Here is a 12,703-nt window from a genome sequence, read left to right as displayed (position 1 = left end):
TATCGCGATTGTTTCAGCGGTGGGTTGGTTAAACCAACTCTCGCAGACAGTCGTCGAAGACGGACAGCAAGCGGGCGACATCGGCTTCGGTGGTGTCTGGACAGACCAGCAGCATGTTGTGAAAGGGCGTGATCAACAGGCCGCGATTAAGCAGGTACAGATGGATAATCTGTTCCAGCTCGCCGTCGAGGATCTTCTGCGCCTCGCCACCGTTGCGCGGCGCCGTCGGCGCGAACTGGAATTCGGTGCGGGCGCCGACCCGCGTCACGCACCACGGCAGCCGGTGGCGGGCGATGACGTCGCGCAGCCCATGCTCCAGCGTCCCCGCCAGCGCGAACATGTGCTGGTACGCCGCGTCGGTCATCACCTGTTCGAGATTGGCGCGCATCGCGGCCATCGCGAACATGTTTGCGCTCAAGGTGGTGCCGACACCGGAGTGACCCGGCGGCGCGGCGCGTTTCGCCTGCTCGACCCGGCGCGCCAGCGCTTCGGTAAAACCATACACCGCGCAGGGTATTCCGCCGCCGACGGGTTTGCCGATCACCAGCGCGTCCGGCCGCATGCCGTGCGCCTGCGCGTAGCCTCCGGGGCCGCTGCTGATGGTGTGCGTCTCGTCGATCACCAGCAGCGCGCCGTGGCGCTGGATGATCCGCTGCGCCGCTTCCCAGTATCCGGGTTCCGGCAGCACCATGCCGATATTGGTCATCACCGGCTCGGCCAGCACGCAGGCGACGTCGCCGCGCGCCAACGCCATCTCCAGCGCCGGCAGATCGTTGAATTCGACGACCACGGTATGATCCGTCAGCGTGTGAACCTGTCCCAGAAGGCTATCGCGCTGCGTCGGCACGCCGTCAACCAGATCGACGAACACGTCGTCCACCGTGCCGTGATAGCAGCCATTGAAGACCAGCACCTTGTCGCGCCCAGTCGCCGCGCGCAGCCAGCGCAGCACGAATCGGTTGGCGTCCGAAGCCGATAGCGCGAACTGCCAGTAGGGCAAACCAAAACGCCGCGCCAGTTCGGCCGCCACCGGCGCCGCGTCCTCCGACGGCAGCATGGCCGTGTAACCACGCGTGGCCTGGCGCGCCACCGCCCGCGCCACGGCGGGCGGCGCGTGACCGAACATGGCGCCGGTGTCGCCCAAACAGAAATCGACATACTCATGGCCGTCGATATCGCGAAAGCGCGCGCCGGAAGCCTCGCCCACCGTCAGCGCGAACGGCGTCGACCAGTCGTTCATCCAGTGCATCGGCACGCCAAACAGCAGGTGTCGTGCCGCCTCCCCCGCCAGCCTGGCCGATTCGGGATTGCGCGAAGCGTAGCCGGCGCGCTCCCGTGCCGCCAGCGCCTGCGCGCGCGGCCAGTTCAATCCATCGCGTGTGTTGTGCATCACGCCCTCCTCACACCAACAGCATCAGATGCTCACGCTCCCAGGAACTTATCACGCGGCTGTAGGTGGCGAATTCCAGCTCCTTGACTTCACAGAACGCCTGCACGAACAACTCGCCCAGTATCTCACTCAATGGTTTGCACTCACGCAGCCGCAGAATCGCATCTTCAAGATTGCGCGGCAGTTGGTCGTGCACATGCTCCGCACTGCCCTCGGTCGGCTCGGAAGGCGTCAGGCCGTCGACCATCCCAAGGTAGCCGCAGGCCAGCGTTGCCGCCATCGCCAGGTAAGGATTGACGTCGACACCGGGCACCCGGTTCTCCACGCGGCGATTGGTCGGCGTGGAGTTGGGAATGCGGAAGCCGCAGGTGCGGTTGTCGTAGCCCCAATGTACATTGGTCGGCGCCGACATGAAGCGCGACAGCCGCCGGTAGGAATTGACGTGCGGCGCGAACAGCAGCGTGGCCGCCGCCGTGTACCGCTCCAGGCCCGCGATATAGTTGAAGAACAAGGGGCTCGGCTCACCTTTTTTATCAGTGAAGATGTTGTTGCCGGTCGCGGCATCGAGAATGCTCTGGTGGATGTGCATCGCGCTGCCCGGCTCCGTCTCCATCGGCTTGGCCATGAAGGTGCCGAAGATCCCGTGTCGCAGCGCCGTCTCGCGCACCGCGCGTTTGAACAGGAACACGCGGTCGGCCAGCTCCAGCGCGTCGCCGTGGGTGAAGTTGATCTCCATCTGGCCGGCGCCGGCTTCGTGGATCAGCGTTTCCACGCCCAATTGGTGCTGCTTGCAGAAAGCGGAGAGCTCGAGAAAGAAGGGATCGAAATCGTTGACGGCGTCGATCGAGTACGATTGGCGGCCGGATTCGGTCTTGCCGCTGCGACCCAGCGGTGGCGTCAGCGGCTCGTGCGGATTGCTGCTGCGGGCGACCAGATAGAACTCCATCTCCGGCGCCACCACCGGCTGCCAACCACGCTCGGCGTACAGCTTGAGGACCTTGCGCAGCACCGCACGCGGCGACAGCCCCACCGGCGTGCCGTCGAAATTCTGGCAATCGTGGATCACCAGCGCGACGTTTTCCGCCGCCCACGGCACCTGCCGCAGCGTCGCCAGATCGGGAACGCAGATCATGTCCGGATCGGTGGCGCCGGTGTAAGGCAGGTTGTTCGGCTGCTCGCCGTTGACGGTGTTGAGCAGGACGCTCTTAGGCAGGCGCATCTCCCCTTCGCTGAGGAACAGGTCCTTGGGCAGGATTTTCCCGCGCGCGATCCCGGTCATGTCGGCGATCACGCATTCCACCTCGTGGATGTTGCGGTCGCGTAGAAAATCCTTCATTGCCTGGCTCATCGCCGTCTCCCGTTTGGCTAGCCGATCTGAATCCAGGTGGTTTTCAGTTCGGTGTATTTATCGAAGGCGTGCAGCGACTTGTCGCGGCCATTGCCGGACTGTTTGTAGCCGCCGAACGGCACGGTGATGTCGTCGCCGTCGTACTGGTTCACGTGCACGGTGCCGGCCCGCAGCGCGCGCGCCGTTTGAATCGCCTTGGTCATGTCGGATGTCCACACGGCGGCCTGCAAGCCGTAAGGCGTGGAATTGGCCTGCCTGATCGCTTCCTTCAAGTCGGTAAAGGCCAGCACCGACAGCACCGGCCCGAAGATCTCTTCGCGCGCGATGGTCATACCGCTGTCGACCTGGTCGAACAGCGTCGGCTCGACGAAGAAGCCACCGGTCTCGGTGCGCGCCTGGCGCCCGCCCGACAGCAGCTTGGCGCCATCCGCCTTGCCGGCCTCGATGTAGCCCATCACCGTCTTCAGCTGCGTCGCGTCGACGATGGCGCCCATCACCGTGTTTTCATCGAGGGGATCGCCCGGCTGGAAGTCCGGCATCATCGCCAGCGCCTTCTCGATGAATTGGTCCTTGATCGATGCTTCGACGAACAGGCGCGAAGGCGCGTTGCAGCTCTCGCCCTGGTTGAAGTAGATCGAGCCGATGGCCGATGCCACCGCGGCATCCAGGTCGGGACAATCGGCGCAGACGATGTTGGCCGACTTGCCGCCCAACTCGGTCCATGCGCGCTTGAGGTTCGACTGCCCGGCCATCTGCAAAATCTGCTTGCCGACGCGCGTGGAACCGGTAAAGCCGATGCAGTCCACGTCCATGTGCAGCGCCAGCGCGGCGCCGGCCTCGTGGCCGTAACCGGGCAGCACATTGAACACGCCGGCCGGAACGCCCGCCTCCAGCGCGATGTCGGCCAGCCGCAGCGCCGTCAGCGGCGACTTCTCCGACGGCTTGAGCACCACGCTGTTACCGGCGGCGAGCGCCGGCGCGATCTTCCACGCCGCCATGATCATCGGATAGTTCCACGGCACGATGGCGGCGACCACACCCACCGGCTCGCGCGTGATCAGCGCCAGGCTGTTCTCGGCGGTCGGCGCGATCTCGTCGTAGATCTTGTCGATCGCCTCGCCGTACCATCGCAGGCAGTTGGCGGTCGCGCCCACGTCCACGCTCTGGCTGTATTTGATCGGCTTGCCCATGTCCAGCGTTTCGAGCAGGGCCAGCTCCTGGCCGTACTTTTGCACCAGGTCGGCGAACTTGATCATGATCCGCTTGCGCTGCGCCGGCGACTTGCCCGCCCAACTGCGCGCTTCGAAAGCCTCGCGCGCGCTGGCCACGGCCGCATCGACATCGGCGCCGTCGCAGCGCGCCACCATGCCCAGCTTGCGGCCGTCGATCGGCGACAGGTTCTCGAACTGCTGCTCGTTCTTCGCCCATACACGCTGGCCGCCGATGAAGGCGCGGCCGTCCATCCGCAGGTTTGCCGCCCGCTCATGCCACGATGTTGCCACCGTCTTTGTCGTCATTTTTCGCTCCAATCCAATTCAGGTTAGACCCAGCCGCGTTCCTTGATGTCGGCGTAGGTCAGGTCCAGACACTTGCGGATCAGCGCCACCATCTCGTCGATCTGGGCCACGGTCATGACCAGCGGCGGCGCGATGATCATGCGGTCGCCGACGGCGCGCATGATCATGCCGTTGTCGAACATGTATCCACGGCAGACCATGCCCACGCCTAGCGCCTCGTCGAACGACACGTTATCGTGCGGAACGGCTCCCTTTGCGCGCACCAGGTTGAGGCCCGCGACAAAGCCGCAGCTGTCCGCGTATCCGACCAGCGGATGGTCGGACAGTTCCGCGAAACGCTTCTTCAGATAGGGCCCGGTTTCGCCGGCGACGCGCTCGACCAGCTTCTCGTCTTCGATGATACGGATATTCTCCAGCGCCGCAGCGCAGGCGACCGGATGGCCGGAATAAGTGAAGCCGTGATTGAACTCGCCGCCCTGCCCGATCAGCACATCGGCCACGCGGTCGCCGACCAGCACACCGCCCAGTGGCACATAACCGGATGTGACGCCCTTGGCGAACGTGATCAGATCGGGCTTGATGCCGAACAGCTCCGACGCGAACCACTTGCCGAGACGCCCGAAGCCGCAGATCACCTCATCGGCGATCAGCAGGATGCCGTACTTGTCGCAGATGCGCTGGATTTCGGGCCAGTAGGTCGCGGGCGGGATGATCACGCCGCCCGCGCCCTGCACCGGCTCGCCGATGAAGGCCGCGACCTTGTCGACGCCGATCTCCAGGATTTTCTTCTCCAGCCAGGACGCGGCCTCGATGCCGAATTCGTCCTCGGTCATGCCGCGCCCCGACTCCAGGTAGTTCGGCTGGCCGATATGCACGATGCCGGGGATCGGCAAGCCGCCCTGCGCATGCATGCCGTCCATGCCGCCCAGCGATGCGCCGGCCACGGTGCTGCCGTGATAGGCGTTATGGCGGCTGATGATGGTGTGGCGTTCCTTGTAGCCCAACACGTCCCAGTAACGGCGCACCATGCGCAGATTGGTGTCGTTGCCTTCCGAACCGGAGCCGGTGAAATAGACGTGATTGAACTGCGGCGGCGATATCTTCGCCAGCTTGGCAGCCAGCTGCACGGCCGGCACGTTGGTGGTGTTGAAGAAGCTGTTATAGAACGGCAGCGTCTCCATCTGCTTGTAGACCGCTTCCGAAATGCTGGTGCGGCCGTAGCCGACGTTGACGCACCACAGGCCGGACATGCCGTCGAGGACCTTCTTGCCCTGCGAGTCCCACAGGTAGATGCCCTCGCCGCGCACCATCACGCGCGCACCCTTTTCGCCCAACGCCTTGTGGTCGGTGAACGGATGCATGTAGTGGGCGGTATCCAGCTTCTGGATCGCGGCGGTGTCGTACACCTGCGGCGCGGCGGGACTTTTTACCGACGCGACCAGCGCGGCGCTTGGTGCCAATGAGTTGTTAGCCATAGTGATTCCTTGTTGGAGAGGTGGATGATCAGACGTGCAGCAGCAGGTGTTCGCGTTCCCAGGGGCTGATGACGGTCATGAATTCCTGATGCTCCAGGTCCTTGATGGCGGCGTAGACGTCGATGAAGCGGCCGCCCAATACGCTGCGCAGTTTGTCCTCGGCACGCAGATGCTGCAGCGCCTCCGGCAAGCCTTGCGGCAATTCGACTTTGAGGTCGTAGGCGCTGCCCACGGTCATCGGCGTCGGTTCCAGCTGCTCGGTCATGCCGAGATAGCCGCAGGCCAGCGTCACCGCCAGGGCCAGGTAGGGATTGGCGTCCGCGCCGATGATGCGGTTTTCGACGCGACGATCCTGCACGCCCGATTCCGGCACGCGGAACCCGACGGTGCGGTTGTCCATGCCCCACTGGATATTGATCGGCGCCGCCGTGTGGCGCACCAGGCGGCGGTACGAATTCACGTACGGAGCGACGATCGCCATCGCCGATGGCATATAGCGCTGCAGGCCCGCGATGTACTGCTTGAAGATCGGCGCGGCCGAGCCGTCCTCCGCGCTGAAGATATTCATCCCCGTTTTCACATCGACCACGCTCTGGTGCACGTGCATCGCGGAACCCGGTTCGCCCGCCATCGGCTTGGCCATGAAGGTCGCGTACATGTCATGCTTGAGCGCCGCCTCGCGCAGGGTGCGTTTGAAGAAGAACACCTTGTCGGCCAGTCCGAGCGGGTCGCCGTGCAGGAAGTTGATCTCCATCTGGCCGGCGCCGATTTCGTGAATCAAGGTGTCGACGTCGAGGTTCATCAGGTCGCAGTAGTCGTAGATGTCCTCGAACAGCGGATCGAATTCGTTGACGGCATCGATGCTGTAGACCTGGCGGCTGGTCTCGGCGCGGCCGCTGCGGCCGATCGGCGGTTTCAAAGGCAGATCGGGATCGGTGTTTTTCGCCGTCAGGTAGAACTCCAGCTCCGGCGCGACGACCGGCTTCCAACCCTTGTCCTCATATAGCTTGAGCACACGGCGCAGCACGGAGCGCGGCGCGAAGTCGACCAGGCGGCCGTCGGAGAAATAGCAGTCATGGATCACCTGCGCGGTCGGGTCGCTGGCCCACGGCACCATGGTGATGGTGGTCGGATCGGCCTTCAGGATCATGTCGCGGTCGGTGCTGGAGATGGCGCGGTCGTAGCCCGCGTCCTCGGTCGGATAATTGCCGGTCACGGTCATGCCCAGCACCGCCTCGGGAATGCGCATGCCGCGCTCCTGCGTAAACTTACCGCGCGGGAGGATCTTCCCGCGTGCCACGCCCGTCAGATCGGGCACCAGGCATTCAATTTCGGTGACGTGTTTTTCGTTCAGCCACAGATCCATGTCTGTGTACGTAAAGTTCTCGCGGATTGCCATGTAATTCTCTCATTGTTGTTTTGATCGTGGGCGGGGCCGAATGCGGGCCGCCGTTGCCGTGGTGCCGTGGGATGACGCGAAAAGGGGCACTAAGGGACCCGCCGCGCCCACTGTTCGTAGGTCTTCATGCGTCGCTCCCTTGCTTGTAGATGCGGCAGGCCTCGCCGAAGGCCTGGAACAACTTGATCGAGTCGGGGTTTTCGGATAACCGCCACTCGGGGTGCCACTGTACCGCGAGCGTGAATCCCGTGTCGCCCGCCAGGCTGTAGGCCTCGACCAGGCCATCGTCGGCGCGGGCTTCAACCACAAGCGACGGCGCCAGTTTGGCGATGCCTTGCCCGTGCAGGGAATTGACCATGATCGTCGATGCGCCATCCAGTATTTGCGCCAAACGGCCGCCTGCTTCCAGCGTCACGCGGTGCGACGCGGCGTACTGCTGCTCCAGCGTTAGCGTTTTTTGCTCGCGATGGTCGGACATGCCCGGCACATCGTGCACCGCCTGGTGCAGCGTGCCGCCAAGCGCCACGTTCATCTCCTGGAAGCCACGGCAGATCGCCAGTAGCGGTATGCCACGCTCGATCGAGGCCCGTATCAGCGGCAGCGTGGTGGCGTCGCGCGCGGGGTCGCGCGGCAACAGGGGATCGAGCACCGGCTGTCCGTACAGGGCGGCGTCCACGTTCGATGGGGAACCGGTCAGCATGATGCCGTCGGCCAGGTCCAGCAGCGCGTCGAAATCGGTGGCCTCGCCCAGCGCCGGCACGATCAGCGGCGTGCAGCGGGCGCCGTCGGCCACGGCGGCGACGTACTTGAGATGCGCCGTGTGGCTGGCGTGGACGCCAACCAGATTGACGCAAGCGGGGACCAAAACGATGGGGCTGCGCATATTTATCGATTTAACATGAATTACATTTGATCATAGTCCTATTTTGGTATCATGGTGAGCACCACTTGTTGATATTTATTAGAACCACTTTGCGTTCCATCTCCCCCACCTCCGACCTGCTGGCCCAGACGCTGGCGCAAACCGGCTTCCATCCACGTTTGCCCCAGCAGCGCCGCCTGTACGAGGCGGCCAAGGCCGCGATCCATCAGCAGCACCTCGGCGCCGGCAGCAAGCTGCCGTCCAGCCGCGACCTGGCGGCCGACCTGCGCATCGCCCGCAACACAGTCATCGCCGCCTTCGAGCAGCTGGCGGCGGAGGGCTACGTCACCAGCCGGCTCGGAAGCGGCACCTATGTCGCCGATTTGCAAGCGCACAGCGCCAGCATGCGCGGCGGCCAGCCGCCTGTCCCGCATGGTGCACGGGCGGCGCAGAGGGTGCAGCGCGCCGCCAGGCTGTCGAAGCGCGGTCAGGAGGTCACGCGCGTCGCCGCCGGCCCCAAATTCGAGATACAACCGTTCGCGCCTGGCGATCCGGACTTCTCATCGTTTCCGCTCAAGCTGTGGCATCGGCTGCAAAACCGCGTGTGGCGCGAGGTGGGTAGCGACCTGCGTTCCGACCTGCTGGATTACGGACAGGCCGGAGGCCATGCGCCGCTGCGCCAAGCCATCACGGAATATCTGCGCTTATCGCGCTCGGTCAAAGTATCGGTGGAACAGGTGCTGATCACCGGCGGCACCCAGCAATCGCTCGATCTGTGCGCACATCTGCTGGCCGATGCCGGCGATACCGCCTGGATCGAGGACCCCGGCTACTGGGGCGCGCGGCGCGTGTTCCAGGCGCGCGAGCTCAAATTGCATCCGGTGGCGGTGGACGGCGAAGGCATGGCGATCAAGGCGGCGGACCTGGCGACCAAACCACGCCTGATTTACGTGACGCCCTCGCACCAATACCCGACCGGCGCGGTCATGAGCCTGGCGCGCCGGCGCGAGCTGCTCGATGTCGCCGTGCGCAAGGACGCCTGGATACTGGAGGACGACTACGACAGCGAATTTCGCTACACCGGCCGGCCGCTGGCCGCGCTGCAAGGGCTGGATAACGATGACCGGGTGCTCTACATGGGCACCTTCTCCAAGGCGCTCTACCCCGGCATCAAGATCGGTTACCTGGTGGTGCCGCCGGCGCTGATCGACGGGTTCAAGACCGCGCTGTACGATCTGCAGCGGCCCGGCCAGTTGATGGTGCAGGCGGCGCTGGCCGACTTCATCTCGCTCGGCCACTTCACCACGCACCTGCGCAAGATACGCCAGATCTATGGCGCGCGGCGCGAACTGCTACGGCGTACGCTGGTGAACCAGTTCGGACCCCGCCTGGACGGCAGCGTCACCATCTCCCGCGAGGAATCGGGACTGCATCTCGTGGTACAACTGCCGGACGACGTCGACGACGTGGCGCTGGAGCGCAAGGCGGCGGAAAAGGGAATCCAGGTGAAGGCGCTGTCGACCTATTATCTGTCGCAGCCGGTGCGGCGCGGCCTGCTGGTCGGCTATGCCTACTGCACGCCGGAGCAGATTACCCATTACGGCAGGCTGCTGGCGAGGATCATCATAGACACGTAGGGCGGATTAGGCGGAACGCCGTAATCCGCCAATGCTTGCGCCGTCGGCGGTGCAACCATGGCGGATTACGCTTCGCTAATCCGCCCTACGTGTTATGCCAGCCTTTTATGTCAGCCTTTCGCCGCCGACGAGATCTGTTTTTGCCGCAGCCGCTCGTTGCGGGCGATGTAGAGGCTCGACGCGATCACGCCGATGGTGACGACCAGGATGGTCAACGCAGCCACCGCGTTCACGCGCGGGTCCAGACCCAGACGGGCGCGCGAGAAGATCACGATAGGCATCGTCGACGAACCGGGGCCGGACAGGAAGGCGGACAGCACCACATCGTCGAGCGACAAGGTGAACGTCAACAGCCACGCGGAGCCCAAAGCCTGCTTGATGTTCGGCAGCGTCACCAGGAAGAACACCTGATATGGCTTGCAGCCCAGGTCCATCGCCGCCTCCTCCAGCGACTTGTTCATCTCCTGCAGGCGCGATTGCACCACCACCGCCGCGTAGGCCATCCCCAGCAAGGTATGGCCGATCCAGATCGTCATCAGGCCGCGCTCTGGGAAACCGAACACCTTCTGCACCGACACCAGCATCAGCAGCAGCGACAGGCCGATGATCACCTCCGGCATCACCAGCGGCGCGCTGACCATGCCGGCGAACAGCGTGCGGCCGGTAAAACGGTGATAGCGATTGAGCACGAAGGCGGCGAAGGTGCCCAGCACCACCGACGCGCAAGCCGTCATCAGCGCGATGCGCAGCGACAGTCCCAGGCCGCTGATGATCTCCGTGTCGTTCATCAGCGCCGCGTACCATTGCAGCGAGAAGCCGCTCCACACCATGTCCTGACGCGAGCTGTTGAACGAGAAGACCACCAGCACGACGATCGGCAGATACAGGAACAGATAGCCCATCGACAGCCAGCCGCGCCCGAACCAGCGCTGCATAAACGTGGTATTGCCTTTCATGAGCGGGCCTCCTGCTCTGCCTTGTATTTATTAAAGATCGCCATCGGCACCAGGATCAGCAGGATCACCACCACCGTCACCGACGACGCCAGCGGCCAATCGTTATTGGTGAAGAATTCGTCCCACAGCTGGCGGCCGATCATCAGGGTCTCGGGACCGCCCAGCAATTCCGGGATCACGTATTCGCCGATGGCCGGAATGAACACCAGCATCGAGCCGGCGATGATGCCGGACTTCGACAGCGGCACCGTGATGCGCCAGAAGGCTTGCAATGGTGTGGCCCCGAGGTCGGCCGCCGCCTCCAGGAAGCGCGTATCCATCTTCACCAGATTGGCGTACAGCGGCAGGATCATGAAGGGCAGATAGGCATAGACCATGCCGATGATCAGCGAGAACTGGGTGTTCATCAGGTGCAGCGGCTCGCTGATGGCGCCGATCCCGATCAGGAAGTTGTTGACGATGCCGTTGGTGGCCAGGATGCCCTTCCAGGCGTAGATCCGCAGCAGGAAGGAGGTCCAGAACGGCAGCATCACCAGCATCAGCAGCACCGGCCGGACGGTCGGCTTGGCGCGCGCCATGAAGTAGGCGAACGGGTAGCCGATGATCAGGCATAGCGCGGTCGTGATGGCGGCAAACTTGAGGGAGCTGAGATACGTCAGCACATACAGCTCGTCCTCGGCGATGAACAGGTAGTTCGATATCTTGACCTTGAGCGTGATGACGCCGTCGACGAGTGTCATCAAGGTGCCGAACGGATTGCCCATGTCCGACTCGGTGAAGCTGATGCGCAGGACGATCAGGAACGGCACCAGGAAGGCGAATGTCAGCCAGAGGAAGGGCACGGCGATGACAACGCGGCGGCCGGTCAGCCATTGCAATGTCAATAGGTTTTTCAGGAAGTTCATGCCGGTTCCGCCTTAGCTGGTCAGCACGACGACGTCCGCGCCGTCCCACCATGCGTAGACGCGCTGGTCGCGCTTGAGCGCGGCGTCGTCGTGGCGGGCGGCGTTGGTGCGCGAGACCTTGATCTCCATGCCGCTGTCCAGGCGCACGTGGTACAAGGTCTCGTTGCCGAAGTAGGCCATCGCGGTGATCGCGCCCTGCACGCAGTTGTAGCCATGCTCGCCGGCGTTGGCGCGCTGCTCCAGGGTGGGCGCCTCCGTTTGCAGGGCGATCTTTTCGGGGCGCACGGCCACCGCCACCGGCATGCCCATCGTGCCGGTGATGCCGTGGGTGACGTAGTGGCGGCCCTCGGGCGTGTCGATGATGACGTGGTCCGGTTCATCGACCGCCACGCTGCCGTTGAACAGATTGACGCTGCCGATGAAGTCCGCCACGAAGCGGCAGTTCGGCGTTTCGTAGATTTCTCCCGGCGGTCCGACCTGCAGGATGCGGCCTTCGCTCATGACGGCGATGCGGGTCGCCATGCTCATCGCCTCGTCCTGGTCGTGCGTGACCATCACGCAGGTGACGCCGACTTCCTCGATGATGCCGACCAGTTCCATCTGGGTGCGCTCGCGCAGCTTCTTGTCCAGGGCGCCGAGCGGCTCGTCGAGCAATAGCAATTGTGGCCGCTTGGCCAGGCTGCGCGCCAGCGCCACCCGCTGCTGCTGGCCGCCGGAGAGCTGGTGCGGCTTGCGCTTGCCGTAGGCGGTCAGCTGCACCAGATTGAGCATCTGCTCCACGCGCGCGGCGATTTCGTCCTTCGGCAAGCCGTCGCGGCGCAGGCCGAAGGCGATGTTGTCCCATACCGACAGGTGCGGGAACAGCGCGTACGACTGGAACATCATGTTGATCGGGCGCTGATACGGTGGGACGCTGACGATATCCTTGCCGGCTAGCGTGATCTGACCCTGGGTCGGCGTCTCGAACCCGGCCAGCATCCGCAGCAGGGTCGATTTGCCGCAGCCCGAGCTGCCCAGCAGCGCGAAAATCTCGCCCTTGTTGATGGCGACCGACACGTCGTTGACAGCGCGGGCACCGTCGAATTCCTTAACCAGATTGCGGATCAGGAGGAAGGGTTCAGCAGCTCGCTCTATGGTCATGTTATAAAAATATAAATGATATTAATAGTATATCTGGAACGCGGGTCGGGACATCGCCGCCGGCCGCCCGATTT

General features: G+C 63.9%; 10 protein-coding genes. 1 reads left to right on the top strand and 9 read right to left on the bottom strand.

Annotation, left to right across the window (positions count from 1 at the left end; genetic code table 11):
• Positions 1-28: 28 nt before the first annotated feature.
• The 6 genes from AC07P1_RS27950 to AC07P1_RS27925 all read right to left on the bottom strand — a co-directional run bounded on the left by AC07P1_RS27950 (position 29) and on the right by AC07P1_RS27925 (position 8,012).
• Positions 29-1,390 carry an aspartate aminotransferase family protein gene (locus AC07P1_RS27950; protein WP_494698907.1) on the bottom strand — a complete coding sequence of 454 codons (1,362 nt, stop codon included), beginning with the start codon at positions 1,388-1,390 and terminating at the stop codon, positions 29-31.
• A gap of 10 nt (positions 1,391-1,400) precedes the next feature.
• A complete protein-coding gene (locus AC07P1_RS27945) occupies positions 1,401-2,738 on the bottom strand; it encodes a glutamine synthetase family protein (protein ID WP_494698906.1) in 1,338 nt (445 codons plus the stop codon).
• Between the two features lie 17 nt (positions 2,739-2,755).
• Positions 2,756-4,255, bottom strand: a complete 1,500-nt coding sequence (locus AC07P1_RS27940) for an aldehyde dehydrogenase (RefSeq protein WP_494698905.1) — start codon at positions 4,253-4,255, stop codon at positions 2,756-2,758.
• Positions 4,256-4,278: 23 nt separating this feature from the next.
• Entirely contained in the window at positions 4,279-5,730 is a 1,452-nt protein-coding gene (locus AC07P1_RS27935) for an aspartate aminotransferase family protein (protein ID WP_494698904.1), read from the bottom strand.
• A gap of 28 nt (positions 5,731-5,758) precedes the next feature.
• Positions 5,759-7,129: a glutamine synthetase family protein gene (locus AC07P1_RS27930; RefSeq protein ID WP_363509732.1), complete on the bottom strand. Its 1,371-nt coding sequence runs from the start codon at positions 7,127-7,129 to the stop codon at positions 5,759-5,761.
• A 124-nt stretch (positions 7,130-7,253) separates the two neighbouring features.
• On the bottom strand, positions 7,254-8,012 hold the full coding sequence (locus AC07P1_RS27925) for a gamma-glutamyl-gamma-aminobutyrate hydrolase family protein (protein ID WP_494698903.1): 759 nt from the start codon (positions 8,010-8,012) through the stop codon (positions 7,254-7,256).
• Between the two features lie 98 nt (positions 8,013-8,110).
• On the opposite strand from AC07P1_RS27925, the gene pdxR reads away from it, so the two are divergent.
• Entirely contained in the window at positions 8,111-9,628 is a 1,518-nt protein-coding gene (gene pdxR / locus AC07P1_RS27920; RefSeq protein WP_494698949.1) for a MocR-like pyridoxine biosynthesis transcription factor PdxR, read from the top strand.
• Positions 9,629-9,738: 110 nt separating this feature from the next.
• Here the strand turns inward: pdxR and AC07P1_RS27915 are convergent, their stop codons facing one another.
• Genes AC07P1_RS27915 through AC07P1_RS27905 form a run of 3 tightly spaced genes read right to left on the bottom strand, consistent with a single transcriptional unit; the run spans position 9,739 to position 12,629 of the window.
• Positions 9,739-10,584 carry an ABC transporter permease gene (locus tag AC07P1_RS27915; RefSeq protein WP_494698902.1) on the bottom strand — a complete coding sequence of 282 codons (846 nt, stop codon included), beginning with the start codon at positions 10,582-10,584 and terminating at the stop codon, positions 9,739-9,741.
• A complete protein-coding gene (locus tag AC07P1_RS27910; RefSeq protein WP_494698901.1) occupies positions 10,581-11,489 on the bottom strand; it encodes an ABC transporter permease subunit in 909 nt (302 codons plus the stop codon). Before AC07P1_RS27910 ends, AC07P1_RS27915 begins: the two co-directional genes overlap by 4 nt.
• A gap of 12 nt (positions 11,490-11,501) precedes the next feature.
• A complete protein-coding gene (locus AC07P1_RS27905) occupies positions 11,502-12,629 on the bottom strand; it encodes an ABC transporter ATP-binding protein (RefSeq protein ID WP_494698900.1) in 1,128 nt (375 codons plus the stop codon).
• Between the last annotated feature and the right edge of the window lie 74 nt (positions 12,630-12,703).

The sequence above is a fragment of the Duganella sp. GW821-FHT07F09 genome, assembly GCF_059418705.1.
Note: the sequence above shows the minus strand (reverse complement) of the source record. Positions and strands in the feature narration are given on the sequence as shown.

Bases quoted from the DNA above. Each gene is read 5' to 3' on its own strand.
- AC07P1_RS27930 (WP_363509732.1), bottom strand. From the start codon at position 7,129: ATGGCAATCCGCGAGAACTTTACGTACACAGACATGGATCTGTGGCTG.
- AC07P1_RS27905 (WP_494698900.1), bottom strand. From the start codon at position 12,629: ATGACCATAGAGCGAGCTGCTGAACCCTTCCTCCTGATCCGCAATCTG.
- AC07P1_RS27925 (WP_494698903.1), bottom strand. From the start codon at position 8,012: ATGCGCAGCCCCATCGTTTTGGTCCCCGCTTGCGTCAATCTGGTTGGC.
- AC07P1_RS27910 (WP_494698901.1), bottom strand. From the start codon at position 11,489: ATGAACTTCCTGAAAAACCTATTGACATTGCAATGGCTGACCGGCCGC.
- AC07P1_RS27945 (WP_494698906.1), bottom strand. From the start codon at position 2,738: ATGAGCCAGGCAATGAAGGATTTTCTACGCGACCGCAACATCCACGAG.
- AC07P1_RS27935 (WP_494698904.1), bottom strand. From the start codon at position 5,730: ATGGCTAACAACTCATTGGCACCAAGCGCCGCGCTGGTCGCGTCGGTA.
- AC07P1_RS27915 (WP_494698902.1), bottom strand. From the start codon at position 10,584: ATGAAAGGCAATACCACGTTTATGCAGCGCTGGTTCGGGCGCGGCTGG.
- AC07P1_RS27950 (WP_494698907.1), bottom strand. From the start codon at position 1,390: ATGCACAACACACGCGATGGATTGAACTGGCCGCGCGCGCAGGCGCTG.
- AC07P1_RS27940 (WP_494698905.1), bottom strand. From the start codon at position 4,255: ATGACGACAAAGACGGTGGCAACATCGTGGCATGAGCGGGCGGCAAAC.